This is a genomic window from Bacillus sp. FSL K6-2861, assembly GCF_038630725.1.
Classification (GTDB): domain Bacteria; phylum Bacillota; class Bacilli; order Bacillales; family Bacillaceae; genus Bacillus; species Bacillus velezensis.
This window is the reverse complement of sequence record NZ_CP152037.1, coordinates 3,049,555-3,075,612: the sequence shown is the minus strand read 5'-3', so window position 1 is coordinate 3,075,612 and position 26,058 is coordinate 3,049,555. Positions and strand designations below refer to the sequence as shown.

23 protein-coding genes and 1 other annotated feature are annotated in these 26,058 nt (G+C 47.0%); of the genes, 11 read left to right on the top strand and 12 right to left on the bottom strand.

Annotated features, from left to right (window positions below; genetic code table 11):
* Positions 1-149: 149 nt before the first annotated feature.
* The gene (locus NYE62_RS15145) at positions 150-1,334 is read left to right on the top strand and encodes an MFS transporter (RefSeq protein ID WP_095352838.1); all 1,185 of its coding nucleotides are present in this window, start codon (positions 150-152) and stop codon (positions 1,332-1,334) included.
* Between the two features lie 64 nt (positions 1,335-1,398).
* Here NYE62_RS15145 and NYE62_RS15140 read toward each other — a convergent pair.
* Together NYE62_RS15140 and NYE62_RS15135 are read right to left on the bottom strand one after the other, a co-directional pair.
* Positions 1,399-2,549, bottom strand: a protein-coding gene (locus NYE62_RS15140; RefSeq protein WP_241457897.1) for an IS3 family transposase whose coding sequence is annotated in 2 segments (ribosomal slippage) — positions 1,399-2,276 and positions 2,276-2,549 — 1,152 coding nt in all. Because the reading frame shifts where the segments join, the coding sequence is not laid out codon by codon here.
* Positions 2,550-2,664: 115 nt separating this feature from the next.
* Positions 2,665-3,450 carry an STAS domain-containing protein gene (locus NYE62_RS15135; protein WP_022553638.1) on the bottom strand — a complete coding sequence of 262 codons (786 nt, stop codon included), beginning with the start codon at positions 3,448-3,450 and terminating at the stop codon, positions 2,665-2,667.
* A 388-nt stretch (positions 3,451-3,838) separates the two neighbouring features.
* On the opposite strand from NYE62_RS15135, the gene NYE62_RS15130 reads away from it, so the two are divergent.
* From NYE62_RS15130 to NYE62_RS15115, 4 genes are all read left to right on the top strand, one after another.
* Entirely contained in the window at positions 3,839-4,174 is a 336-nt protein-coding gene (locus NYE62_RS15130; RefSeq protein ID WP_015418038.1) for a DUF4257 domain-containing protein, read from the top strand.
* A 102-nt stretch (positions 4,175-4,276) separates the two neighbouring features.
* Positions 4,277-4,490, top strand: a binding site (T-box leader).
* Between the two features lie 108 nt (positions 4,491-4,598).
* A complete protein-coding gene (gene leuS, locus NYE62_RS15125; protein ID WP_342497032.1) occupies positions 4,599-7,013 on the top strand; it encodes a leucine--tRNA ligase in 2,415 nt (804 codons plus the stop codon).
* Positions 7,014-7,128: 115 nt separating this feature from the next.
* Positions 7,129-7,440, top strand: coding sequence for a rhodanese-like domain-containing protein (locus tag NYE62_RS15120; RefSeq protein WP_003152299.1), 312 nt, complete (start codon positions 7,129-7,131; stop codon positions 7,438-7,440).
* Between the two features lie 84 nt (positions 7,441-7,524).
* Positions 7,525-8,001: a GNAT family N-acetyltransferase gene (locus tag NYE62_RS15115; RefSeq protein ID WP_012118234.1), complete on the top strand. Its 477-nt coding sequence runs from the start codon at positions 7,525-7,527 to the stop codon at positions 7,999-8,001.
* Positions 8,002-8,037: 36 nt separating this feature from the next.
* Here NYE62_RS15115 and melA read toward each other — a convergent pair whose 3' ends face one another.
* The 5 genes from melA to NYE62_RS15090 are packed head-to-tail and all read right to left on the bottom strand — an operon-like array spanning position 8,038 to position 13,432.
* On the bottom strand, positions 8,038-9,336 hold the full coding sequence (gene melA, locus NYE62_RS15110) for an alpha-galactosidase MelA (protein WP_342497031.1): 1,299 nt from the start codon (positions 9,334-9,336) through the stop codon (positions 8,038-8,040).
* A gap of 22 nt (positions 9,337-9,358) precedes the next feature.
* A complete protein-coding gene (locus NYE62_RS15105) occupies positions 9,359-10,180 on the bottom strand; it encodes a carbohydrate ABC transporter permease (RefSeq protein WP_342497030.1) in 822 nt (273 codons plus the stop codon).
* Positions 10,177-11,091 carry a sugar ABC transporter permease gene (locus NYE62_RS15100; protein WP_342497029.1) on the bottom strand — a complete coding sequence of 305 codons (915 nt, stop codon included), beginning with the start codon at positions 11,089-11,091 and terminating at the stop codon, positions 10,177-10,179. The genes NYE62_RS15105 and NYE62_RS15100 overlap by 4 nt, the downstream gene beginning before the upstream one ends.
* A complete protein-coding gene (locus NYE62_RS15095) occupies positions 11,088-12,365 on the bottom strand; it encodes an ABC transporter substrate-binding protein (RefSeq protein ID WP_095352842.1) in 1,278 nt (425 codons plus the stop codon). The genes NYE62_RS15100 and NYE62_RS15095 overlap by 4 nt, the downstream gene beginning before the upstream one ends.
* A gap of 41 nt (positions 12,366-12,406) precedes the next feature.
* Complete coding sequence (locus tag NYE62_RS15090) at positions 12,407-13,432, bottom strand: LacI family DNA-binding transcriptional regulator (protein WP_095352843.1); 1,026 nt, start codon at positions 13,430-13,432, stop codon at positions 12,407-12,409.
* A gap of 200 nt (positions 13,433-13,632) precedes the next feature.
* Between NYE62_RS15090 and NYE62_RS15085 the strand changes: the two genes are divergently transcribed.
* Positions 13,633-13,815, top strand: coding sequence for a sporulation protein Cse60 (locus NYE62_RS15085; RefSeq protein ID WP_003152309.1), 183 nt, complete (start codon positions 13,633-13,635; stop codon positions 13,813-13,815).
* Positions 13,816-13,871: 56 nt separating this feature from the next.
* Here the strand turns inward: NYE62_RS15085 and NYE62_RS15080 are convergent.
* From NYE62_RS15080 to NYE62_RS15070, 3 genes are all read right to left on the bottom strand, one after another.
* Positions 13,872-15,022 (bottom strand): IS3 family transposase gene (locus tag NYE62_RS15080; RefSeq protein WP_222835235.1). Its coding sequence is split into 2 segments (ribosomal slippage): positions 13,872-14,749 and positions 14,749-15,022, totalling 1,152 coding nucleotides; the frame shifts between segments, so codons are not numbered across the junction.
* A gap of 117 nt (positions 15,023-15,139) precedes the next feature.
* Positions 15,140-16,675, bottom strand: a complete 1,536-nt coding sequence (locus tag NYE62_RS15075) for a BCCT family transporter (protein ID WP_007408799.1) — start codon at positions 16,673-16,675, stop codon at positions 15,140-15,142.
* A gap of 179 nt (positions 16,676-16,854) precedes the next feature.
* Positions 16,855-18,120, bottom strand: a complete 1,266-nt coding sequence (locus tag NYE62_RS15070) for an NAD(P)/FAD-dependent oxidoreductase (protein WP_342497028.1) — start codon at positions 18,118-18,120, stop codon at positions 16,855-16,857.
* Positions 18,121-18,327: 207 nt separating this feature from the next.
* Here NYE62_RS15070 and NYE62_RS15065 point away from each other — a divergent pair, with 207 nt between their 5' ends.
* Positions 18,328-19,965: a polysaccharide biosynthesis protein gene (locus NYE62_RS15065; protein WP_003152313.1), complete on the top strand. Its 1,638-nt coding sequence runs from the start codon at positions 18,328-18,330 to the stop codon at positions 19,963-19,965.
* A gap of 56 nt (positions 19,966-20,021) precedes the next feature.
* A complete protein-coding gene (locus NYE62_RS15060) occupies positions 20,022-20,741 on the top strand; it encodes a pseudouridine synthase (RefSeq protein ID WP_144663865.1) in 720 nt (239 codons plus the stop codon).
* 127 nt (positions 20,742-20,868) lie between these two features.
* On the opposite strand, the gene NYE62_RS15055 is transcribed toward NYE62_RS15060, so the two are convergent.
* A complete protein-coding gene (locus tag NYE62_RS15055) occupies positions 20,869-21,090 on the bottom strand; it encodes a DeoR family transcriptional regulator (RefSeq protein ID WP_003152337.1) in 222 nt (73 codons plus the stop codon).
* A 280-nt stretch (positions 21,091-21,370) separates the two neighbouring features.
* Here NYE62_RS15055 and NYE62_RS15050 point away from each other — a divergent pair, with 280 nt between their 5' ends.
* Both NYE62_RS15050 and NYE62_RS15045 read left to right on the top strand, forming a co-directional pair.
* Complete coding sequence (locus NYE62_RS15050) at positions 21,371-22,075, top strand: ABC transporter ATP-binding protein (RefSeq protein ID WP_064115643.1); 705 nt, start codon at positions 21,371-21,373, stop codon at positions 22,073-22,075.
* The gene (locus tag NYE62_RS15045) at positions 22,072-23,232 is read left to right on the top strand and encodes an ABC transporter permease (RefSeq protein WP_342497027.1); all 1,161 of its coding nucleotides are present in this window, start codon (positions 22,072-22,074) and stop codon (positions 23,230-23,232) included. The genes NYE62_RS15050 and NYE62_RS15045 overlap by 4 nt, the downstream gene beginning before the upstream one ends.
* A gap of 33 nt (positions 23,233-23,265) precedes the next feature.
* On the opposite strand, the gene NYE62_RS15040 is transcribed toward NYE62_RS15045, so the two are convergent.
* Complete coding sequence (locus NYE62_RS15040; protein WP_014418668.1) at positions 23,266-24,570, bottom strand: NCS2 family permease; 1,305 nt, start codon at positions 24,568-24,570, stop codon at positions 23,266-23,268.
* 95 nt (positions 24,571-24,665) lie between these two features.
* Here NYE62_RS15040 and pepV point away from each other — a divergent pair, with 95 nt between their 5' ends.
* Positions 24,666-26,057 (top strand): dipeptidase PepV, encoded by a 1,392-nt coding sequence (gene pepV / locus NYE62_RS15035; protein ID WP_094032172.1) that lies wholly within the window; start codon positions 24,666-24,668, stop codon positions 26,055-26,057.
* Position 26,058 lies beyond the last annotated feature (1 nt).

Genomic DNA, 26,058 nt, shown 5'->3' with positions numbered 1-26,058 from the left:
TTCCGGCATTATTTTTTTCAGATTCTGATGTTGAAAAAAGACGTCCGCGGCGATAGAATGAATGTGCTATGATAACGTGTTCGATACGGAGCCGCGGCTTGCGGTTTCCGTTTTTTCATGGGGTTTTTTATATAGAGAGGGGGATCGGTATGCCGCGTGCTTTGAAGATATTAATCATCGGAATGTTTATCAATGTGACGGGCGCATCTTTTTTGTGGCCGCTGAATACGATCTATATTCATAATCATTTAGGGAAATCGCTGACTGTTGCGGGGATTGTTCTGATGCTGAATTCCGGGGCCAGTGTGGCGGGGAATTTATGCGGCGGATTTTTGTTTGATAAAATCGGCGGATTCAAATCCATTATGCTGGGCATTATGATCACATTGGCAAGTCTTCTCGGACTCGTTCTGTTTCATCAATGGCCCGTTTATATTTGGCTGCTCATCATTGTCGGCTTCGGTTCCGGTATCGTGTTTCCGGCCAGTTACGCCATGGCGGGAGCGGTATGGAAAGAAGGCGGGCGGAGAGCTTTTAATGCGATTTATGTAGCTCAGAACGCAGGTGTCGCCGTGGGCTCGGCACTCGGCGGGATGGTTGCGGCGTACTCGTTTACGTACGTGTTTTTAGCCAATGCTATGCTGTATGTGCTGTTTTTCCTTATCGTATTTTTCGGGTTTCGAAATATCAAAACCGGAAATGCGAGCCAGGCTTCTGTTCTGGACTACGAGCCTGTCAGCAGCAGAACGAAATTTACGGCGCTTCTCATATTGAGCGGCGGGTATGTTCTCGGGTGGATTGCCTATTCGCAGTGGTCCACAACCGTTGCGTCACATACTCAAAGCATCGGTATGCCGCTTTCATTATACAGTGTGCTCTGGACCGTAAACGGAATATTAATTGTCGCCGGACAGCCTCTCATAGGAGTTGTTCTGAAAAAATGGTCCGGTGCGTTAAAAACGCAGATGGTCATTGGCTTTTGTATTTTTATCGTTTCGTTCGGCGTGCTTCTCAGCGCCAAGCAATTTCCGATGTACCTCACCGCAATGGTGATTTTAACCGTCGGAGAAATGCTTGTCTGGCCTGCCGTGCCTACCATTGCCAATCAGCTTGCGCCTAAGGGGAAAGAAGGGTTTTACCAAGGATTCGTCAACAGTGCGGCGACGGGCGGCAGAATGATCGGGCCGCTCCTTGGCGGCGTGCTGGTTGATCAGTACGGCATGAGCGTGCTGCTGTTGATCCTGATGGTGCTTCTTGTTGTCAGCATCGCAGCGACGGTGCTGTACGACAAACGCTTGAAAACCGTTAATAAACAAAACGTCCAAGTGCGATGACGACATAAAAAAATCCCGCTGTTTGGGACTGACCCCCGTTTTTGAGACAGGGATCAAAACACCTTCATACAGCCAATTGCCGATATTGTATCGGCGATTGGCTGTTTAGTTTCGTTTGAATACGAATATTGTTATAATAATGAATGTATTCTATGGCAGTGCGTTCTACGATGGCGGTCGTAGTTCGATCAATGCTGTTAAGATAGAACGTTTCAGACTTTAGTGAGGAATGAAACGATTCGATGGAGGCATTATCAGCGGGCGTCCCTTTGCGGGACATGCTCATGGTAATGCCTTTTGTTTTAACAGCTTTCTGATACTCATAAGATGTATAAACAGAACCTTGGTCACTATGTAACACGCAGTTTTCAGGAAGTGTTGGCAGCTGATCAAGTGTGTCTAAGACAAAGTCTGTGTCCTGCTTATCTCCAATCGTAAAAGCAATCACTTCTCCATTGTATAAATCCAATATACTGGAAAGGTACAATTGTTTCTGTCCATAAGGCAAATATGTGATGTCCGTTACCAGTTTTTCAAGAGGGCGATCAGACTGAAAGTTCCGATCCAATATATTATCGACCACAGAATATGGCTGCCCACTTTTTTTACGCTTTTTCATCTTAACCCGACACTGCCATTGATTTTTCTGCATAATACGTTGAACAGATTTATGATTAATACTTATTCTCTTTTTTAGTATGGCTGTGATTTTTCGATATCCATATCGATACTTGTGTTCTCGGCACAACGTGCCGATTTGTTTCTCCAGTCGCATCTTAGGATTACTCTTAGTCAGATTCTTTCTCCATCTATAATATGAAGTGCGTGAAATATCTAAATGGACACAGATGTCCTGTACCGTCATCGTCTTGCGCAATTCTTCTACCAGTTTGATTGTCGTTTCCCTATCAGCTTCCTTTCCAATTCGTTGTACTTTTTTAACACTTCATTCTGTTGTCTCAGATAACGATTCTCTGCCTGGAGTTTCTCTAATTCAGAAGAATACTCCGGACCCTTTCCATAAGTATATTGCTTTCCAACAGGCTGTTCGAATCGGTGGGTATCCCCAGCCTTATGCCATCTAACCCATGTCTGAACCTGAGTCTTATTTTTGATATTCAATTCCTGCATGATCTCTTTCATAGGCACGCCCGCCAATCTCATTCCTACAGCCTTCTGTTTGACTTCAACCGGATAACTCACTCTTGTCCCCATAGAAAAACACCTCCAAGTTTTATTTCGGATAACAACGGTCCGTTTTCAAACTTGAAGGTGTTTTTTGTTTGTCTCATATTATGGGGTCAGTTCCGTTTCGGCGGGATTTTTTTGTTTATACGACCGGAAGCACGTTGACCGCGTCCTTAACGTTTAAATACGTCTTTAATGAAGAAAAGCTGGCATCAAGCTGATTCATTCTCATGGCGAGGGAAGGCTTGATCCCGGTGATAATCAATTCCGTGCCGATTAATTTAAGCAGGTGGTGCAATTTGAAAATCCGGTCAGCGGTCTGTTCGTTTACCTCGGCCAGACCTGATAAGTCTATAATTAAGTAATCATCTTTAGATGCGGTTAATATGTCCGTCAAAGTTGTCACGATTGAATCAAATCGTTCTTCCGTTAAGTTTCCCACTAACGGCAAAGCGGAGATGCCGTTTCGGATCGGAACAATCGGCGTTGACAGCGTCGTGATTTCTGCGAGGGAATCCTCAAGGAGCTTTTCGTATTCTTTCTGCTCTGTGATGTCTTTTTGAAAACCGACAAAATAGAGCTTGTCTTCAACATACAGAGGATCAATGTTGAGTTCATTCCAAAATGGGGTGCCGTCTTTTTTGACATTTTTCAGCCGTACCGTGATCTTTTCTTTCTGGTTTAAGCTCTTTCTTATTTTCGCGACTTGTTGACGGTCGGTTTCTTTGCTTTGCAGAAATCTGCAGTTCTTACCTAATATCTCTTCGGAAGAGTAGCCTGTCATATCCATAAATCCCTGATTTGTATATATGATGGGATTGTCCTCAAGAGAGGGGTCTGTAATCACCACGCCGATGCGTGCGTGATCAAGCGCCTTTTTGATAAGCTCCAGCTGCTCCAGTTTTCCGAATACATTTGAGTCAGCCATGTAAAACCCCCTTTTGGCCGTAAAGCTGTGCGCTTTTTCAGCCATTGTTTCTCCCCTTTTTAAATGAATCTACAGTAACCGTAGCATAACATATGTTCTGATTCAAGCAGCCGGAGTTTGCAATTTGTCATTCGGGCTTGTCCTCATATACACTGAATATATAAGGGGAAGGCACATCATCGCTAAGTAAGTAACTAGGTCATTGTCACTGGGTGAAAAATGAATCTAATGCATCAAGCTTACCGATCATGTGTTCACATATAATGGAAGAAACAAGCTTTTTACTTTCCTGCTCAATCGCCGGTATGTAGATATCGAAAATCATCGTATTCGTAAGGGGGCTGGATGGCCTGAAGTCGCTTTACTAAATAAGGGCTTTAGGAAGGTGATGAAGATGCTGCATCAGGTAATAATTGCTTGTGTAATTGGAGGCATCATGGGGGTTCTCGGTCATGTGAAAAAGAGAGGCAGGCTGGAGAAACCCAGAATGACAAAGCGGTTTATCTATCTCGGTTTTTTGGAAGATGGTTTTATCGGAATGGCTGCTTCCATCTTACTTGTCTTATCCGCTGACCCCGATTCAGGAATTCAACTCGTCATCTTATCCATAATCGCAGGCTACGGCGGAGAAGCTGTTCTCAGGAGCTTTGATTTTGTCAGAGAACAAAACAGTGATTCGGCCGAAGCAAAACCACACCAGCAAAAAAATCCTCCATCAAAATAATATCCCCGCTCATGACCCGTTCCGGGTACATTCCCATTGTATACAAACCTGCTTGCACTTATGAACAGAATTCTATAAAATACAGGTAAGATTACGGTAGCGATAAGAACAGTGAAGAGGAGCAGTAAGAAGCAGATTTTGCAATCAGAGAGTTGACGGCCGGTGCAAGTCAATCAAGTCTGTTTCCGAACTCGCCTCAGAGTTGCAGCGGCAAAACCGCTGACGCATAACTGCGTTAAAAGTATCAAGTGAGTGCGGCTCAAAACCGTGCTAACGAGGGTGGTACCGCGGGAAATAAAAATCTCTCGTCCCTTTTTGGGATGAGGGAGTTTTTTTAGTTTTAGAATAATCTGAATATAATCTTTCTCATCCCGTCAATACTTGGACTACATACGCCGTATTCAATCAGAAGGAGGTTTTTACGTTGAGTTTTCAGCATGAAAAAATAGAAAAGAAATGGCAGAATTACTGGTTGGAACATAAAACGTTCGCCGTCAGTGAAGAGAATGACAAGCCGAAGTTTTACGCGCTTGACATGTTCCCGTATCCTTCAGGAGCCGGCCTTCATGTCGGACATCCGGAAGGCTATACGGCAACCGATATCCTTTCGCGCATGAGACGCATGCAAGGATACAATGTGCTTCATCCGATGGGATGGGACGCGTTCGGGCTTCCTGCCGAGCAATACGCGCTTGACACGGGGAATGATCCGGCTGAGTTCACAAAACAAAATATAGATAATTTCCGCCGCCAGATTCAATCGCTCGGATTTTCATATGATTGGGATCGTGAAATCAATACGACTGATCCGGACTATTACAAGTGGACGCAGTGGATCTTCACCAAGCTGTACGAAAAAGGGCTCGCTTACGTAGACGAAGTGCCGGTCAACTGGTGCCCGGCGCTCGGAACGGTGCTTGCGAACGAAGAAGTCATTGACGGCAAAAGCGAGCGGGGCGGCCATCCGGTTGAACGCCGCCCGATGAGACAATGGATGCTGAAAATCACCGCTTATGCGGACAGGCTTCTTGAAGATTTAGAAGACCTTGACTGGCCGGAAAGCATTAAAGACATGCAGCGCAACTGGATCGGACGCTCAGAAGGCGCAAACGTGCATTTCGCGATCGACGGCACTGATGACACGTTTACCGTGTTTACGACAAGACCGGACACGCTGTTCGGCGCGGCTTATGCCGTACTGGCTCCTGAGCATGAGCTTGTTGAGGCCATCACGACGCCTGAACAAAAAGAAGCGGTAGATGCTTATGTTAAAGAAGTTCAGGCGAAAAGTGACCTGGAACGGACGGATCTTGCGAAAACAAAAACGGGCGTCTTCACGGGCGCATATGCCGTAAACCCTGCAAACGGGGAAAAGCTGCCGATCTGGATAGCGGATTATGTCCTCGCCTCTTACGGAACAGGCGCTGTAATGGCCGTGCCGGCGCATGACGAACGTGATTTTGAATTCGCCAAAGTGTTCAGCCTGCCTGTCAAAGAAGTCGTAAAAGGCGGAAACACGGAAGAAGAAGCGTACACGGGGGACGGAGAGCATGTCAATTCCGGCTTTCTGAACGGACTGAATAAAGCGGAAGCGATTGAAAAAATGATCGCCTGGCTTGAAGAAACGAAAAACGGTGAGAAAAAAGTGACATACCGTCTGCGTGATTGGCTGTTCAGCCGCCAGCGCTATTGGGGCGAGCCGATTCCGGTCATTCATTGGGAAGACGGCACGTCAACAGCCGTTCCGGCGGAAGAGCTGCCGCTGATTCTGCCGAAAACCGATGAGATCAAACCGAGCGGAACAGGTGAATCACCGCTTGCCAACATTAAAGAGTGGGTGGAAGTCACTGATCCTGAAACGGGCAAAAAAGGCAGAAGAGAAACGAACACGATGCCGCAATGGGCGGGAAGCTGCTGGTATTTCCTCCGCTTTATCGACCCGAAAAATCCGGATCAGCTCGCTTCACCTGAGAAACTGGATAAATGGCTGCCCGTTGATATTTACATTGGAGGAGCGGAGCATGCCGTGCTTCACCTTCTGTACGCGCGTTTCTGGCATAAATTCCTCTACGATATCGGTGTCGTGCCGACGAAAGAACCGTTCCAAAAGCTGTATAACCAAGGAATGATTCTCGGGGAAAATAATGAAAAAATGAGTAAATCCCGCGGAAACGTCGTCAATCCGGATGAAATTGTGGCGTCTCACGGAGCAGATACGCTCCGCCTGTACGAAATGTTTATGGGGCCGCTTGATGCATCTATCGCCTGGTCTGAATCAGGCCTTGATGGAGCGCGCCGCTTCCTTGACCGCGTATGGCGTTTGTTTATCGAGGAAAACGGCGAGCTGACGGGCAAAGTGACAGAAGGCGCAGGCGAAACTCTTGAGCGCGTCTATCATGAAACGGTCATGAAAGTGACAGAAAACTTCGAAGCCCTTCGTTTTAACACGGGCATTTCTCAGCTGATGGTCTTCATTAATGAAGCTTACAAAGCGAATGAACTGCCGAGAGAATATATCGAAGGTTTTGTGAAGCTGCTTTCTCCTATTTCGCCGCATTTGGCGGAAGAACTGTGGGAAAAACTCGGCCACGAAGGTTCGATTGCATACGAGGCTTGGCCTGCTTATGACGAATCAAAACTGGTGGACGATGAAGTGGAAATCGTCGTCCAGCTGAACGGAAAAGTAAAAGCGAAATTAATGGTTCCGGCTGATGCTGATAAAGCAGCGTTAGAACAGCTCGCACAAGCTGACGAAAAAGTAAAAGAGCAGCTTGAAGGAAAAACGATCCGAAAAATCATTGCCGTACCGGGCAAGCTTGTCAATATCGTGGCAAACTGACCGGGCGAAGCCCCTCTCCTACAGAGAGGGGCTTTTTTATCAGTCTCTATCATAGAAATTGCACCGCGGGCTTTGGTATACTTAACACCATAAAGATGAATGGGAGTGTCACACATTGAAAATAAATGAAATCAGCACAGCCGCACTGGAAGAAAAATTAAAAGCGGGAGAAGAGCTGTATCTGATTGATGTCAGAGAGGACGAAGAAGTTGCCGAAGGAATGATTCCGGAGGCCGTTCACATCCGCATGGGGGACATCCCTGAGAAGATGGATGCGTTAGACAAGGACAAGGAATATGTATTTATCTGCCGTTCCGGAAAAAGAAGCATGAACGTTTGTATGTATTTACATGAGCAGGGCTTCCGTACGGTTAATGTTGAAGGCGGCATGCTGGAGTGGGAAGGCGAAACAAAGCCGAAGAAATAACGCTTTGAAGTGAAAGAAGAAAAGGGACGTGCGTCTTTTTCTTCTTTTTTTATAAAAAAACGGGAGGCGAATCAGGTGAAACCGATGATCCGCGCGATGAAAACAAACGATATCAAACAGGTCCGGCAAGTCGCAGAACGAAGCTGGCATCATACGTATGAAGGGATTATTCCCAGACATATTCAAGATCAGTTTCTCGAATCCGCCTATCAGGATGAGATGATGGAACGCCGGCTCTTGCATTCTCTGTTCTTTGTGGCAGAAGAAGAGGGGCGAGTGCTCGGTTTTGCAAATGCCACCCCGGTTCAAAAAGACGGAAATGCGGAGCTGACCGCCATCTATATTGACCCGGATTGCCAGGGAAGCGGGATAGGCACGGCACTCCTTAAAGAATGCATCAGGCAGTCCGGCGGGGTAAAAAAGCTTTATGTCCATGCAGAAAAAGAGAACCGCATTGCCTTATCCTTTTATCAAGCGAAAGGGTTTCAATGGGTATGTGAATTTGAAGAAGATTTTAAAGGACACACTTTACAGACGGTCAAACTGGTACTGAACATATAAAAGCGTCCGGCCCGCCCAGGACCGGAACGCGAATGATCAGTGATAAGCCGGAAGCCGGTCTTTGTGCGCTTCAAATAAGTCATCGCACAAAGATATGATGTCATTCATGGAAAGCTCGGCGCTTGTATGCGGGTCAAGCATGGCCGCCTGATATACGGCTTCCTTTTTTAATGTAACGGCCGCTTCGATGGTTAAAAGCTGTGTGTTAATGTTTGTTCTGTTGAGCGCCGCGAGCTGCTCGGGAAGTTCGCCCGAATAGCACGGCATAATGTGGTTTTTGACGGCTGTGCAAGGCACTTCAACGACCGCTTTCGCCGGCAGATTTGGTATTAGCCCGGTATTCAGCACATTGCCGCCGAATGTGAACGGTTTGCCCGTCTCCATCGCTTCAATAATTCTCGAACCGTATTCTTTTGAGCGTTCGTGCGTCAGGTTTTGGTTGTTGATGATGCCGTCTCTCATCGTTTCCCAATTGTTGATTTGTTCCGCGCATCTCCTCGGATATTCATCAAGCGGAATTTGGAGTTCATCTATCAGCTCAGGATACCGGCTTTTTATAAAATACGGGTGATATTCGGCATTATGCTCAGATGATTCCGTTACGTAGCAGCCGAATTTATCCATCAGCTCAAACCGCACCATGTCCTTATGTTTCGTCTTTTGTTTTTCGCGTGCCCGTCTTTTAATTTCAGGATATAAATCAATTCCGTCTTTTTTAATCTCCAAAAGCCAAGCCATATGGTTGATGCCGGCAATGCGTTCTTCCGTCCCTTCGTGATCCATGCCGAGTGAGTCAAACAGATCTTTGGTACATACCTGGACGCTGTGGCACAGGCCGACCGTTTTGACATTTGTATGTCTGAGCATCGCTCCGGTCAGAGAGGCCATCGGATTTGTATAGTTTAACAGCCACGCATCCGGGCAGACCTCTTCCATGTCTTTTGCGATGTCAAATAAAACGGGGATGGTGCGAAGGGAACGGAAAATGCCGCCTATTCCGACGGTATCGGCAATCGTCTGGCGGAGACCGTACCGCTTCGGGATGTCAAAGTCAATAACCGTCGCGGGTTTATAGCCGCCGACCTGAATGGCGTTTATCACATAGCCGGCGTGTTTCAGCGCCTGTTTTCGGTCATCGTAGGAGATGATGGATATACTCGTATTGTAGCGGTCTCTCATGTTTTCCAGCATGAGCTGGGATTCTTTCAGCCGTACAGCGTCAATATCATAAAGCGCGAATTCAAACCCGTTTAATGCTTTAGTCAGTAAGCAGTCCCCCAGTACATTTTTTGCGAAAATCGTGCTCCCCGCTCCGATAAACGTAATTTTCTTCAACAGAAATTCCTCCCTTTTCTTCTCAGCCTTTGACCGCCCCGGAGGACAGCCCTGAGATAAAATATTTTTGAAGCGCCAAAAACAATACGACCATCGGCAGCATCGCCATAATTGCGGCTGCGGCGACTAAGTGAAGATTGTTCGCGTTTTCGCCGAAAAATCCCGCCATGGCCACGGTCAATGTCTGCACCTTTTGATCTTGTAAAAAGAAAATCGCAAATTGGTAATCGTTCCAGATAAACACGCAGGAAATAATGCAGACCGTTGCGGTAATCGGTTTCAACAAAGGAAACACGATTGTATAAAAAGTCCTGATCAATCCCGCGCCGTCGATCCTGGCGGCTTCCTCAAGCTCTTTCGGAATGGAGGAGCGGATAAACCCTGAATATAAGAAAACGGTCAGCGGCATATATGCAGCCGTATTAATGAGAATGGCTGCGGCATGCGTATTGATCAGCCCCGCATCAGCGACCATCTTGTATAAAGGAACCATGGAAGTCAAAGGCGGGATGATCATGATTGAAATCAAAAGGCCGAAGACGATTTTGTTCAGCTTTGTATTTCTTCTTGCGAGCGGGTATGCGGCAAGCGAACCCATGAAAATTAATAAAGCGGCGGAAACGGCTGTAATGATGATCGTGTTCAGAAAGGATTGCCCGAGAGAGGCAAGTTCCCATGCTTCACGAAAATTCTGAAATGAAAAGGCGGATGGCAGCGACCATTTTGAACTGTAGTCACCTTTTGCTTTTAATGACGTGGTCAGCAAAATATAAAAGGGGACAATATGAACGCACGAGATAACGGCTGCCAACAGCGTAAAAATCCGCATTCGGGCTGTTTTCATGACATTTCCGTCTCCTTTCGCTTGAAATACAAGAGAGCCGAAAAGCTGATGACAAGAATCATGACGGACATAAACACGCCTTGGGCGGCGGCATATCCTGCATCCTGCCGTTTAAAATATAAATCATACATAAACGTTGACATCGATTGAGAGGAATTGCCCGGCCCGCCTGCGGTCAGCGCGAAAATGACATCAAACAGCTTCAGCCCGCCGATGATATTGATGACCATGTTGATGGTGACAGCCGGCATCAATAAAGGCAGGGTGATGGTGAAAAACGGCTGAAGACCTCCCGCGCCATCCATTTTTGCGGCTTCGTAATAATCTTTCGGAATGCTTTGCAGCCCCGCCAAATATACAATCATCGCAATGCCTGCGTATTGATACGTGTTAATCATGACGATAATCCACGGGTTTGCCGCAGGGCTTGCCAAGGCGTTGACAGGACCGATTCCCAGTGCGCCAAGCACATCATTCAGCGCACCCCCGTCATATGAGAAAATAAAATACCAAATGTATCCCATAATCAGCGGACTGATAATGACGGGCAAGTAGACGATCGTTCTTGTGAGCGCCTTCATTTTTAAGCTCTGATTCAAAAGCAGCGCATATAAAAGTCCAAGCATATTCTGAAAAAAAGTGCTTCCGATGCCGTAAAGCAAAGTGTTTTTCACAACAAGCCACGTGTCCGGATCTGTAAAAAGCCTTTTATATTGAGTAACCCCCACCCATTGATACGTCTGTGAGAAGCCGTTCCAGTTTGTAAATGTAATAAAAGCGCCTTTGACAAACGGAAAAATCATGAAAATAAAAACCGTGGCAAGAGCGGGAACGTACATCCACCATAGTGACGCGGATTTTACCGGCTTTTGATGTTGAAATCCTTGGGTTTCTCTTGCAAGATCACTCATTCTTTTTCAGCTCCCCGTGAATCAGATTGAAGCCGGAGCCGCTTATATTCCCTGCCGAGTTTCGCTGAAATTTCAGCGGGGGTTAAGATATCGGCCATCAGCTCCTGCCCGGCTGTTCCCATCACATCCCACATTCCGTTCGGCAAATAAAGGCGGTCAAAATAAGGCTGCACCTTAATATGCTGATAGCGCTTATAGTCATTTGCGTAGAAAATGTCCGTTTGCACATTCACTAATCCGGCCGGAAGCGAGGTCGCTTCGGCAATTGATTTTGCATGCTCGGGTCGGGCCATAAATGCGATAAACTGTTTCGCTTCTTCAAGCCGCGGGGAATCCTTGAATGCCGCCAGCGTGTAACGTTCGCCTCCGATCCAAACCGGCGCGTCTCCCTTGTGGACGGCCGGGGTCGGTATGATGCCGACTTTTACCTTCGGATTGATTTGAGCGACGTCTTGGCCGAGGGTGCCGCCCTGCAGCGTAAAGGCGATTTTGTTTTGCGCCATCAGTTCAATGAGCTGGGACCGTTTTGCCGTCACGGCATCTATATTGAGCAGGTTTTCCTTTTGCATCTCTTTCAGTTTGTCAGATAAATAGGTGAAGTGTGTCCAGCGGAAGGTTCCGTTTAACAGTTGTTTTTTGTAACGGTGTGCGGGATCTGTGATGAGAAGCGGTGCGGCGAATTGATCGTAATATTGGGCAAATGAGCTTTTCTCATAGCCGGCAAACCAGAAGGGGGTGACTGTTCCGCCGCTTTTTTCTTTAATCTGTCTCAGTGCCTTCATAAAATCATCCATTGTTTCCGGCGGTTTGATTCCGTATTTTTCCAACATTGTGCGGTTGTAGGCCAGTCCGTCCTTTGCCTGATTCAGAGGGAAGGCGTATATTCTGCCTTTGGCGTCTTTGAGCATGCTGTTTAAATTCGGATCGAGCCGCTTCGTCCAAGACATGCCGCTGAGGTCGGCGGTATATTCTCCGTAGCGGATTTTGGCCCAGCCGTGTGTGTCGAAAAGATCGGGCATATCACCGGCCGCCATCCTGACCCTCATCATATTTTCGTAGTCATTGCCTGGGAAATGAACGTTTACTTGAATGTCCGGATGTTCTTTTTGGAATGAATCAGCCAACTTTCTGAATACGGCGCGTTCGCTGTCTGAGGATATGGTGGAATAGACTGTCAATGTTTTCTGCTTTTCTCCGGCGCCGCTCTGTTCTGCCGAGCAGCCGGGAAGTATCATGCAAGTAAAAGAAAGAAACAAAGCCAGTAAGCGTATCATCTTTTCCTCCTTTAAATATGATATAAACGCTGCGGGACACGTCACCTCCTTTCTTGTGAGCCGCAGCTTTGTCTGACAATCAATGAAGTGGGGAGCGTCACGGCCAGCGGGACGGTTCTGCCGTTTAAACGGTCGAGAAGCAATTTGACACCCGTCCGGCCCATCTCTTCCGTGTATACTTTTACCGTTGATAACGGCGTGCTGGCGTATTCTGCCTCATCAATTCCGTTGAAGCTGACAACCGCCGTATCGCGCGGGACTTGAAGGCCGGCTTCCTGCAAGGCTTTTAAAGCGCCGACAGCCATCGAATCACTTGCGATAAAAAAGGCATCGGGGAGACTTCCGCCTTTGATGGCTTCATTCATCAGCCGGAACCCTTCGTGCATGCTGTATTCGCCGATCAGTACATGCTCCGGCTCGGCGCCGGCCATTTGTAAGAAAGCGGTCAGACGCTTATCCTCAATCGTTTTATTGCTGTTTACACCGTCTATGACGGTATGCTCCCGCTCCCGGCCGCCGATATAACCGAGCCGCTGGTAACCGAGCGACAGAAGATGTTCTATCGCCTTTTGCGCTGCGGCATAAAAATCCACGCTGACAGAATCGTAGCGGGCGGGATCGGGGGTGCCGTTAACAAACACCGCGTGCCTGAAAGCGGCGCTGATATTCGTAAGCGCCTCGTCTTGCAGGCTGCCGATGACGATGACGCCGTCCAGTTCGTAAAACATATGCTTTTGAAAAGAACCGAGATGGATAGAAGATGTGATAAAAATTTTTTGCCGAAAGCATTCTTCCTCAATGCCTTTTCGGATCGCCGAAAAATAAGGATCCTGCCGTTCTTCTTCCGGTGATAGGCAGCTGACAACGCCGATCAGGGGCGCTGAATCGCTGCGGCTGCGGTTCTTCCGTCTTTTTGCCGACGGCTGATAGCCCAGCTCATCGGCGATCCTCAGAACTTTTTCTCTTGTTTCATCAGTCACAGCCAAAGAGTCATCCTTATTCAAAATTCTCGATACTGTCGCGCTGGATACAGATGCCTGTAAGGCAATATCTTTGAGACGGACCATTTCGCATCTCCTTTTTACTAAATATTTACTAAACAGAAATGACCTGGTTATTGTTAAAATGATATTATCATACGAGAGTAAGCGTTTTCAACAACTATTTTTGGTTACTTTTAGTAAAAATCAGTAAAAAAGAAAATCTGTTTTTCTCTATCATATTTCAATTGAACCGGAATAAATTGATAGAGAAAGGAGAGGGTGATGTGCTGAAGATAGCTGTTTTTGATGAGGAGCATGAAAAGGATCTGCAGACTGAAGTCAATACATTTTTAAAGGGGATTTCTGATGAACAGCTCGTTGATATTAAATATACGGTAGCGGCGGCCTGTGATCCTGAAGGTGAGCAGCTTTATTGTTTTTCCGCTCTCATTTTATACCGAAAATAAAGAAGCCCGGACGAAAGGGACTGACCCCCGTTTTTGAGACAGGGATCAAAACACCTTCATACAGCCAATTGCCGATATTGTATCGGCGATTGGCTGTTTAGTTTCGTTTGAATACGAATATTGTTATAATAATGAATGTATTCTATGGCAGTGCGTTCTACGATGGCGGTCGTAGTTCGATCAATGCTGTTAAGATAGAACGTTTCAGACTTTAGTGAGGAATGAAACGATTCGATGGAGGCATTATCAGCGGGCGTCCCTTTGCGGGACATGCTCATGGTAATGCCTTTTGTTTTAACAGCTTTCTGATACTCATAAGATGTATAAACAGAACCTTGGTCACTATGTAACACGCAGTTTTCAGGAAGTGTTGGCAGCTGATCAAGTGTGTCTAAGACAAAGTCTGTGTCCTGCTTATCTCCAATCGTAAAAGCAATCACTTCTCCATTGTATAAATCCAATATACTGGAAAGGTACAATTGTTTCTGTCCATAAGGCAAATATGTGATGTCCGTTACCAGTTTTTCAAGAGGGCGATCAGACTGAAAGTTCCGATCCAATATATTATCGACCACAGAATATGGCTGCCCACTTTTTTTACGCTTTTTCATCTTAACCCGACACTGCCATTGATTTTTCTGCATAATACGTTGAACAGATTTATGATTAATACTTATTCTCTTTTTTAGTATGGCTGTGATTTTTCGATATCCATATCGATACTTGTGTTCTCGGCACAACGTGCCGATTTGTTTCTCCAGTCGTATCTTAGGATTACTCTTAGTCAGATTCTTTCTCCATCTATAATATGAAGTGCGTGAAATATCTAAATGGACACAGATGTCCTGTACCGTCATCGTCTTGCGCAATTCTTCTACCAGTTTGATTGTCGTTTCCCTATCAGCTTCCTTTCCAATTCGTTGTACTTTTTTAACACTTCATTCTGTTGTCTCAGATAACGATTCTCTGCCTGGAGTTTCTCTAATTCAGAAGAATACTCCGGACCCTTTCCATAAGTATATTGCTTTCCAACAGGCTGTTCGAATCGGTGGGTATCCCCAGCCTTATGCCATCTAACCCATGTCTGAACCTGAGTCTTATTTTTGATATTCAATTCCTGCATGATCTCTTTCATAGGCACGCCCGCCAATCTCATTCCTACAGCCTTCTGTTTGACTTCAACCGGATAACTCACTCTTGTCCCCATAGAAAAACACCTCCAAGTTTTATTTCGGATAACAACGGTCCGTTTTCAAACTTGAAGGTGTTTTTTGTTTGTCTCATATTATGGGGTCAGTTCCGAAATGCCGGGCTTCTTTGTGCATTATGCTTTTTTGACGCGGGGACTTCTCGGTTTTTGGTATTTCTCCGCTTGTTTGATTCCTTTTCGCTCGCTCGCTAATGACTTGTACAGAGACACAATCATCAGAAGAATCACGACTGAAAACGGAACCGCGGCAAGAATGGCGGTGTTTTGCAGTGCGGCCAGACCGCCGGAATATAACAAAACCGCTGCCACGGCGGACTGGATGACGCCCCAGATGATTTTCACCCGGTTTGACGGGTCTAAAGAGCCGTAAGACGTTTGCATTCCAAGCACAAATGTCGCTGAATCCGCTGATGTAATAAAGAATACAGCGATCAGAACAAGCGTTAATACGGATGTCACCATTGTCAGCGGATAGTGGCTGAGTGCGCCGAACAGCATCGTATCCGTTGACATTCCCGCGACATTGAATACGCCTTTCTGCTGAAGATCCATCGCGGATACACCGAAGATCGCAAACCATAAGAAAGCCAATATACAAGGTGTCACCAATACCCCGATTAAAAATTCCCGGATCGTCCGGCCCCTTGATACACGGGCGATAAAAATGCCGACAAACGGCGACCAGGATATCCACCAGGCCCAATAGAAAATGGTCCAGCTGTTAATCCATTCGCGTTTTTGGGGATCATTCGGAGACAAGCGAAAGCTCATCTGCACGATATTTTGGATATATTGGCCGATAGAATCGGTAAATGAGTTCATAATCAGCACCGTCGGGCCTGCAATGAGCATAAAGATCATTAAAATAGCCGCGAGCGCCATGTTGGTATTGCTTAAGTATTTAATCCCTTTGCCGATGCCGCTCCACGCAGAAATCAAAAATAACACGGTCACGACAGCGATCAGGATCAGCTGAACGGAAAATGTTTTCGGAATGCCGAATAAATAATGCAGACCGCCGTTGATCTGAGTCGCTCCGAGCCCTAAGCTTGTCGCCACACCGACAACGGTCGCAAACACGGCGATACAGTCAATCGCTTTGCCGATCGGCCCGTTTACTTTATCGCCCAAAAGCGGTGTCAGTGTGCTGCTGATCAAACCGGGCGCGTCTTTTCTGAATTGAAAATATGCGATACATAAAGCGACAACCGCATAGATGGCCCAAGCGTGCAGCCCCCAGTGGAAAAATGTGTACCGGAGCGCATCACGAAATGCTTGGGGCGTTTCTGTTTCACCTGAGGGAGAGCTGATGGCGTAATGGCTGATCGGTTCCGCAGCCCCGTAAAATACCAAACCGATTCCCATGCCTGCGCTGAAAAGCATGGCAAACCATGATAATAAGCCGAATTCCGGTTTTTCCCCGGGTTTTCCGAGTTTTATTGTGCCGATCGGACTTACAATGAGAAAGAGACAGAAACCGACAAATATAGAAACGACCAGCAGATAATACCAGCCGAAAGAATCCGTAATAAATTTTTGTGCCGTATCAGTGACTTGCTGCAGGCTGTCAGGAGAAATGGCCCCCCATAAAACCGCAGCGGCTGTGATGACAATCACAATCCAAAAAACACTGGAGATGTTCTTCTTCAAACGTTCTCACCCTCTGACTATTTTTTTCAATACGCCATTTTGTTTTAGTATGGTCGTACGATTGCAGATCAATCCTTTCTTCCTATTCCCTCAATCAGGTGAAACAAAACGCAGAAAACTCTATCATGTTTTTGGTCAATTATCAACGGGGACGCTCAGGTAAGTGCGCTTTAAACCATTTAGAGCGAGCGTGAGAAACGTCCTGCATTCAAACCGGCGAGATGCCCCGTAACAAAGGCTGAAGTGATATTGTAGCCCCCGGTATAGCCGTGAATATCGAGTATTTCTCCGCAAAAATATAAGCCTTCCATTTTTTTTGACGCCATCTGTTTCGGCTCAATCTCTTTTACGGAAACACCTCCGCCTGTGACAAACGCTTTGTCCAAAGAAAGCGTTCCGTCAGCGGCAACCGTAAATTGTTTGCAGTCTTTGACAAAAGCCCTGAATTGATCCTTCGGCAATTCCGTAAAGCTTGTCTGCGGATCAAGACCGTTCCGTTCCAGAAGAAAAAGCAGGTACCGTTCCTGCATCCACGGCTTCAGCGCATTTTTGAGCGCTTTTTTCGGTGCGTCTTTCAGTTCCTTGTGCATCTTTTGAAATAACTCTTCCTCGTTGATGCCGGGAAACAGATCGATGCGGAGTTTGACCTCTGGCTGCTTTTTCAGTTCTTTGACGACAAACTGGCTGCAGCGGAGAATGGCGGGGCCTGACAAGCCGAAATGGGTAAACAGCATGTCCATCACGTGTGTGACGATTGGTTTGCCTTTTTTATTCAGAACGCTGACGGCCGCGTTTCTAAGAGACAGCCCCTGAAGTGTTTTTTGTTTAATAAACGGTTCTGACGACGTAACCGGCACTTCCGTCGGAAAGAGTTCGGTCACGGTATGACCGGCCGCTTCCGCCCATGCATAGCCGTCTCCGGTGCTGCCGGTATGCGGGACTGATTTTCCGCCGACCGCGATAATAACGGCGTCTGCGTTAATGTGTTCGTCATTGTTTGTCGTAATGCCTGCTGTCCTGCCGTTCTCGTACCGCACTTCTTTGATTTTTTCATTTGTGCGGATGGTGACATTCAGTTGTTTTAATCGGTTCAAAAGCGCATCGACAACGCTTTGCGCTTTGTCCGTCACCGGGAACATGCGCCCGTGGTCTTCTTCTTTCAGCTGAATGCCGAGTTTTTCAAAAAAGGCGATGATATCTTCATTATTAAATTCGGAAAACGCGCTGTATAAAAAGCGGCCGTTGCCGGGGATGTGTTTGATGATTTCTTCAACGGGGAGGCGGTTGGTCACGTTGCAGCGCCCGCCGCCGGAAATCGCCAGCTTCCGTCCCAGCTTGTTTCCTTTATCGATTAATAATACGTCCGCGCCTTCTTCGCCTGCCGCAATCGCAGCCATTAAACCGGACGGGCCGCCGCCGATCACAATCACGTCATAATGTTTCATCTTTCATCAACAACTTTCTTTTTTACGTATAATAGGCGGAAATGTCCGCTTTCTGCTATTATAGCGAAAGAAAGGGAATCCTTAAACGTATTTTGTTTTTTAAAGAGTTTTCCCAAAAAGTTTCCCGCTGTAATTATTACCGTCTAATTGCCCAGTTGTGTTAAAATAGAAAAGTTGAATCTTCGTAGAAAATGGTGATGAGGAAACATGTCAAGCAAATTGTTAAGGGGCACGTTCGTGCTGACGCTCGGCACCTATATATCGCGGATTTTAGGGATGATTTATCTGATCCCGTTCGGAGCGATGGTCGGAGCGACGGGCGGAGCTTTGTTTCAATACGGATATAATCAATATACACTGTTTTTAAACATTGCCACGATGGGATTTCCCGCCGCGGTTTCAAAATTTGTCTCGAAATATAACTCCAAAGGAGACTATGAGACGAGCAGGCGGATGCTGAGAGCGGGAATGTCGGTTATGCTCGTAACCGGGATGATCGCTTTTTCAATTCTTTATATTTCGGCGCCGTTTTTTGCGGAAACATCTCTCGGCGGCACGAGTAACAACGGACTTACGATTGACCACGTCGTTTATGTCATCCGGATGGTGAGTCTGGCACTTTTGGTCGTGCCGATTATGAGTCTTGTGCGCGGTTTTTTCCAAGGTCATCAGATGATGGGGCCGACAGCCGTTTCACAGGTTGTGGAGCAGCTTGCCCGGATCATCTTTTTATTGGGCGCAACGTATTTGATTTTAAGAGTGATCAACGGCGGCCTTGTCATCGCAGTCGGATACGCGACTTTTGCGGCGCTGATCGGATCATTCGGAGGGCTTGTCGTCCTTTATATTTACTGGAATAAGCGGAAGGGCGATCTTCTGGCGATGAAGCCGAATCTCGTCCCGTCTGCGAACTTAAGTTATAAAAAAATGTTCATTGAGCTTTTCAGTTATGCCGCTCCTTACGTATTTGTCGGACTGGCGATTCCTTTGTATTCTTATATCGATACGAATACGTTTAATAAAGCGATGATTGCGGCAGGCCATAAGGATATCAGCCAGGACATGCTTGCGATTGTCACTCTTTATGTGCCGAAGCTTGTCATGATCCCGGTTTCTCTGGCGACCGCTTTCGGTCTGACGCTGATTCCGACGATTACTGAATCGTTTACGAGCAGGAATTATAAGCTTTTGAACCAGCAGATTAACCAGACGATGCAAATCATTCTGTTTTTGGTTATTCCCGCAGTTGTCGGGATGTCCGTGTTATCGGGTCCGGCCTATACGTTCTTCTACGGCTCTGAAAGTCTTCGCCCGGATATCGGACAGGATATATTGTTCTGGTACGCGCCTGTCGCGATTCTGTTTTCTCTGTTTACCGTAAACGCCGCGATCCTGCAAGGGATTAATAAGCAGAAATTTGCTGTCGTGAGCCTTTTCATCGGCGTCATTATAAAAGTGGTGCTGAACGTGCCGCTGATCAAGCTGTTTCAGGGAGACGGGGCCATCTTGGCAACGGCGCTCGGTTATATCGCTTCTCTTCTGTACGGTTTTATTATGATTAAGCGCCATGCGGGCTATTCGTATACGGTACTTATAAAACGGGTCATTTTAATCGCAGTCCTGTCCGTCGTGATGGGAGTCGCGGTCAAGCTGACTCAATGGCTGCTCAGTTTCTTTGTAACATACCAAAGCGGCCAGGTGCATGCGGCGATTGTCGTCTTTGTCTGCGCCGCTGTCGGCGGTGCGGTGTACATGTTTGCCGCGTACCGAATCGGATTTTTACAGAAAATGTTTGGAAACCGTCTGCCCCGTGTTTTGAGGAGAGGCAGGCATTCCGCCCATTGAGAAATAATGAATAGTCCGCTTATCGCGGGCTTTTCTTTTTAAAGGAGAGGATCAGGATGAGACTTGATAAACTGCTTGCCAACAGCGGATTCGGCTCAAGAAAAGATGTGAAAAAAATCGTCAAGGCCGGGGCTGTCATGATTGACGGAGAGCCGGCGAAAGATGTGAAAACCCATGTCGATCCGGAAAAACAGGACATCACGGTATACGGAGAGCCGGCAGACTATCGTGAATTTATTTATGTCATGATGAATAAGCCGCAAGGAGTCCTGTCCGCTACCGAAGACAGTCGCCAGCAAACGGTGGTTGATCTGCTGACGCCTGAAGAACAGCGATTTGAACCGTTTCCGGCAGGACGTCTTGATAAGGATACGGAAGGCTTTTTGCTTCTGACTAATGACGGGCAGCTCACTCATCGCTTGCTTTCTCCGAAAAAGCATGTGCCTAAAACATATGAGGTCCGGTTAACCTCGCCTCTGTCACCGGAAGACATCGTTCATCTGGAAAGAGGCGTCGTCATTGAAGGAGGCTATAAAACGAAGCCGGCAGCCGTTGAAATCATTACAGAAAGCCCGGATGAAACGGTGATTCACTTGACCATTACAGAAGGCAAATATCATCAGGTGAAGCTGATGGCAAAGGCTGTCGGAAATGAAGTGGCTTATTTGAAGCGGCTTTCGATGGGGGCTGTTTCTCTTGACCCGGATCTTAAACCGGGAGAATTCCGCGAGCTGACTGAAGAAGAGCTCGAAACGCTGAGAGGCGCTGAAGTGTAATCGATATCAGAAAAGCCCAAAACAGATTTGTTTTGGGCTTTTTATATAGAGGAACAAAAAACAAGGCAAAGACGCTGCTTTGCCTTGCAGCATGTCAGGCCGAAAAGGGCCTTATGTAATTGTTCGCTTAAGATGTAATTTTCACTTTTTTTCGTGTTGTCTCCCACTTGCCTCGGCTAGGACTATGAACAAGATCATTGTATGCTAACACATTTAAGTCTCGCTGAATGGTTCTAGGTGTAATGCCGAATTCATCAACCAGTTCCTGTGTTGTCACAAGGCCTTTTTCCTGGATGAACATGTAAACTGATTTAATCCGAGTCAGCATACGATTTGTTGAAGGTTTCAAAAAACCACTCCCTATCATAAGATCGGATGGACTTGATATACCACAACTTTCGACTCTAAAACTTCGTACGAATAAGCAACAAAGGATGACATTCTGTTTTTTCTCTTTTAACTGCCTCCATTATACACGATATGGACAACATGAATCTAGGAATAAGCGCAGATAATTTTTTCCAAATGGGTGCCGCCTTGGTGCATTACTATGCCCGGTCCGCTTTTATTATTATGGAAACTGAAACTTTTTTTATACATGTCCGTATGAAAACGGGGGAGTGAGAAGTTTGGGAGAATTATTGAATGCAAACATTGTCTGCGCCGGTTATGCTGACAGGCCGAAGGTGATTTCTGATGTATCTCTGTCAGTCAATGCGGGTGAAATTGCCGGTTTAATCGGAGCGAACGGCGCGGGGAAAAGCACAGTGATAAAGGCGGTTCTCGGGCTGTCCCGGGATATAGAAGGCGGTATTGAGTGGAATGATTCATCTTATGCTTACATACCGGAGCGTCCGAGTTTTTATGATGAACTGACGCTTTGGGAGCACCTCGAGCTGACCGGGTCATTGCGGGGTATAGAAGGGGAAGAATGCCGTGAGCGGGCAGGGCGGCTGCTTGAAGAGTTTTCGCTGACGTCTGTAACACATGATTTGCCTTCCGGTTTTTCAAAAGGGATGCAGCAAAAATTGATGCTCATACAGGCATTTTTGGCGAAGCCGGATATTTACATCATTGATGAGCCTTTTATCGGACTTGATCCGATCTCAACAAAGCTGTTTACCGACATGCTGATTGCTGAGAAAGAAAGGGGCGCGGGGATTTTAATGTGCACTCATGTTCTGGATACAGCGGAAAAAATCTGCGACCGGTTTTATTTGCTGGATCAGGGCGCTCTGCTTCTTCAAGGCACGTTAGAGGAGCTTCAGGAAAAAACGGGGAGCCGTTCACTGCTGGATTGCTTTTATTCAGCGGTTCGGAGCAGTCAGCGATGACCGGGCGGGCTTTGTTTTTTCAAAGGCTGTTTCATTATTGGCGGTATCAATGGAAGGTGTTTCAGACGGTCATTGATTGGACGGTCGCGCTGTATATCGTTCTTCCCGCTGCCGCATTTGCCGTTTATCAATATGCTGAATGGCTGAACGGCAGGGGGCTTCTTAATGGAGCGGCAGGAGTATTAGGATGGGGCTGGCTGTATGTATTCAGTGCCCTGCTGTTGTGCACGGGTTTTATTCATACCTTTTTGCTGGAAGCGGATCACGTATTTTTGGTGCATGCAAAACTTCTGATGCAAAAGCTGAAACGGTACGCGCTTTTGTATTCGATGTTCCTTTCCCTTATCAAATGGGGTGCGCTTGCCGTATTGTTATTTCCCTTATGGCGCCAATACGGTGACTGTACCTTACCGGCATATTCAGGTATGTTTTGCTGTCTGTTCGGCTTCCATACCGCGATATTAGCGGTGCACCGGCACAGAAAAAACAGCAGGCGGACATTCGGGAATCAGGCGGCGGGCTGGCTGAAAGTGATGGTTCTGATGGCGGGTGCGTTTTTTATGATCGTCTTTGCCGCCGAATGGTATTGGCTTTGGCCGGCGGGATGTATATTGTTCATCTGTTCCGCTCTTTTGACTTGGAAAGGGACGGAGACATTATCGGCCTTTGAGGAAGAAGTGCTTGAGGAGAACAGGCGCAAGCTTTCATTCGCGGCCTCTGTTTTGATGCTCAGCCATGATGTGCAGCTCCCGAATGGTAAACATAAAGGGCGGAGCAAGCCGTTTTTATATCCCGGCTCAAAGCACATCTTTACAAAACGGTCGGCGTATACGGCGTGGAAAGAATTATTCTTTAAAGTGCTGATCCGAAACGGCGGGTATCTCCGGCAGCTTTACCTTTTAACCGCGGCTTTTACGGCTCTTATTCTCGTTCTTCCGCTCTTAATGAAGCCGGCAGTCCTCATTTTGTTTGCGATCGTCAGCCGCTATGCCGCGTCACTTTTATTTGACCGGATCACGGATAAACCGGTTTTAAGCGGTATCAAGAGAGACAGTGATGACTATTTCAGGGCGCGAAACAGCGCATTAACCGTCATCCAAGTCATCTGTTCCGCCTGGTGTCTCATTGCCGCGATTCTTTCCGTTCTTTATATGTGAAAATCCCTTTCCGAAAAAGGAAAGGGATTTTTCTTAATGTCCGTTCAAAATAAAAAGCTGAATAAAAAACAGCACGGCGAAGATGATGACTAAAGGATGGATTTCGCGCCATTTTTTCTTAGCTGCTTTAACAAGCGGATATGAAATGAAGCCGAGTGCGATTCCGGTTGAAATACTGGACGTTAAAGGCATCGCCAAAATGACGAGAAAGGCCGGGAACGCTTCATCAAGCTCATTCCAGCGGATATTCGACACAGCACCCATCATCAGGCTGCCGACAATAATCAGAGCCGGTGACGTAATCGCTGACACTTCCGATAAGACGCTGACAAGCGGGCTGAAAAACATGGAAACGGCAAACATAACCGCAATCGTCAGCGCCGTCAGACCCGTTCTTCCGCCGGCCGCCACACCTGCTGAAGATTCAACGAACGCGGTCGTCGGGCTGGTGCCGAAGATGCTTCCCACCGTCGTAGCGGTCGAATCAGCCAAAAGCGCTCTTCTGGCATTCGGCAGCTGATTGTTTTTGATCAGTCCCGCTTGTTCGGCGACACCGATCATGGTGCCGGTCGTGTCAAAAATCGTAACGAGAAGAAAAGAAAACACAACGGCGTACAGACCGTGATGCACGACATCCCCGAGGGCTCCGAACGGATTTGTGATCAAAAGCCCCTCCGGCAGGTGCGGGAAGGACATGAATCCTTTCGCGAAATGGATCTGTCCGGTCAAAAAGGCAATGATAGCGGTCAGCGCCATGCCGATGAACAGAGCCCCGTTAACATTCAGCACCATCAGTACAATACTGATGATAAGTCCGATAAGCGTTAAAATGACGGCGGGCGAATGAAGATCGCCGAGTGCGACCAGATTAGATTTATCAGCCGTGATGATTCCGGATTGGCGTAAGCCGATAAAAGCGATAAATAAGCCGATGCCGGTCGTAATTCCGTATTTTAAATTGTCCGGAATCGCTTCTATAAGTTGTTTTCTTAAAGGCGTTAACGATAAAATAATAAAGATGACTCCCGCAATAAAAACGGCGCTGAAAGCCGTCTGATACGTAATGCCGCTGCCTGTGCCGACAACGTGAAAGGCGAGATACGCGTTTAAGCCCATGCCGGGGGCAATGGCGATCGGAAAATTCGCAGCGAGAGCCATCCATAAAGTTCCGACAATGGAAGCGATAATCGTCGCGGTGAACACCTGGTCAAACGGAATTCCCGCATTGGAAAGGATCACCGGATTGACGACAATGATATACACCATTGTGAAAAAGGTGGTCAATCCCGCGGTAATTTCTCTTTTTATTGTCGTTTGATGCTTGTCGAGATGAAACATAAGTACCTCCAATGACGAACATTTTTTCAAAACATCATCTATATTATTCGTTTTATCGACATTTTGCAAGTCTTTATCAAGAAAGGGGATTTGTGATGAACTGGGAAGTTGAAGTCATCAGAAACAAAGAAGATCTGATCCGTGACACGCAGAAGTTTTTGCAGATCAACAGCGTAATGGACGAATCAACAGCCGGTCCCGGCCGGCCGTTTGGAGAAGGCGTCAATGCCAGCCTGACGTCACTGCTGGAATTCGGTGAAAAAGAAGGCTTCACCGTAAAGAATCTTGATGGCTATGCGGGCCATATTGAATGGGGAACGGGTGACGAAATCGTCGGCGTTCTGTGCCACGTCGATGTCGTTCCGCCCGGAGACGGCTGGACGAGCGATCCGTTTTCAGCCGATATCAGGGACGGCCGGATATATGCCAGAGGCGCCATAGATGATAAAGGGCCGACAATGGCGGCGTTTTATGCGCTGAAAATCGTCAAAGACATGCAGCTCCCTTTATCCAAACGCGTGAGAATCATCATCGGAACGGATGAAGAAAGTGATTGGAGATGCGTGGATCACTACTTCAAACACGAAAAAATGCCTGACATCGGCTTTGCTCCTGACGCGGATTTTCCGATCATTAACGCGGAAAAAGGAATTATAGATGCATCACTGCGCATTGTAAAAAGCGCTTCTGACAAAGACGCAAAAAACGGGCTTCTGTCATTCCGTTCAGGACTGCGCTTGAACATGGTGCCGGATGCGGCTGAAGCGGTTATTGAAGGGGACGGTCTTGATGCCGTGCACGCATATTTCAGCAAATGGCTTGAGCAGTCAAAAACACAGGGTGAAGCAGTTTCGGAAAATGGAAAACTGACGCTTCGGGTATACGGAAAATCATGCCACGCGATGGAACCGGATAATGGTGTCAATGCCGGCTTAAAGCTTGCTGAATGCCTTAACGGAACAGAGCTGGATGAAGCCGGAAAGCACTTTGTCAAAACCGTCAGTGACTATTTTTCAAATGATACACGAGGCAAAAAACTGAAAATTAATTGCAGGGATGACATCAGCGGAGAGCTTACATTGAATGTCGGCACCTTTACATACAGAAAGGGTGAGGAAGGAGAACTCGGCATCAACATCCGTTATCCCGTCACTTCAGACAGCAAAGTCATCCGTGATGCTTTTACGTCTGCTGAAGAATTCCGGCTTGAAGAATTTAAAGACAGCAAACCGCACCACGTTTCTGCCGATCATCCGCTCGTAAAGACGCTTCAAAAGGTTTACGAAGGACAGACGGGAAAGAAAGCGGATCTGATTTCAATCGGCGGAGGAACGTATGCGAGATCCCTTTCGGCGGGCGTCGCGTTCGGGCCGCTGTTCCCCGGCCGGCCTGACAGCGCGCATCAAAAGGATGAGTACATTGAAATCGATGACCTTCTCCGGTCAACCGCTTTATACGCCGAAGCCATTTATGAGCTTGCCAAGTGAT

Coding starts and splice junctions, on each gene's coding strand:
- NYE62_RS15145 (WP_095352838.1), top strand. CDS start 150: ATGCCGCGTGCTTTGAAGATATTAATCATCGGAATGTTTATCAATGTG.
- NYE62_RS15135 (WP_022553638.1), bottom strand. CDS start 3,450: ATGGCTGACTCAAATGTATTCGGAAAACTGGAGCAGCTGGAGCTTATC.
- NYE62_RS15130 (WP_015418038.1), top strand. CDS start 3,839: ATGAAGATGCTGCATCAGGTAATAATTGCTTGTGTAATTGGAGGCATC.
- NYE62_RS15115 (WP_012118234.1), top strand. CDS start 7,525: ATGATCCGCGCGATGAAAACAAACGATATCAAACAGGTCCGGCAAGTC.
- NYE62_RS15105 (WP_342497030.1), bottom strand. CDS start 10,180: ATGAAAACAGCCCGAATGCGGATTTTTACGCTGTTGGCAGCCGTTATC.
- NYE62_RS15100 (WP_342497029.1), bottom strand. CDS start 11,091: ATGAGTGATCTTGCAAGAGAAACCCAAGGATTTCAACATCAAAAGCCG.
- NYE62_RS15095 (WP_095352842.1), bottom strand. CDS start 12,365: ATGATACGCTTACTGGCTTTGTTTCTTTCTTTTACTTGCATGATACTT.
- NYE62_RS15090 (WP_095352843.1), bottom strand. CDS start 13,432: ATGGTCCGTCTCAAAGATATTGCCTTACAGGCATCTGTATCCAGCGCG.
- NYE62_RS15070 (WP_342497028.1), bottom strand. CDS start 18,120: ATGAAACATTATGACGTGATTGTGATCGGCGGCGGCCCGTCCGGTTTA.
- NYE62_RS15065 (WP_003152313.1), top strand. CDS start 18,328: ATGTCAAGCAAATTGTTAAGGGGCACGTTCGTGCTGACGCTCGGCACC.
- NYE62_RS15060 (WP_144663865.1), top strand. CDS start 20,022: ATGAGACTTGATAAACTGCTTGCCAACAGCGGATTCGGCTCAAGAAAA.
- NYE62_RS15045 (WP_342497027.1), top strand. CDS start 22,072: ATGACCGGGCGGGCTTTGTTTTTTCAAAGGCTGTTTCATTATTGGCGG.
- NYE62_RS15040 (WP_014418668.1), bottom strand. CDS start 24,570: ATGTTTCATCTCGACAAGCATCAAACGACAATAAAAAGAGAAATTACC.
- pepV (WP_094032172.1), top strand. CDS start 24,666: ATGAACTGGGAAGTTGAAGTCATCAGAAACAAAGAAGATCTGATCCGT.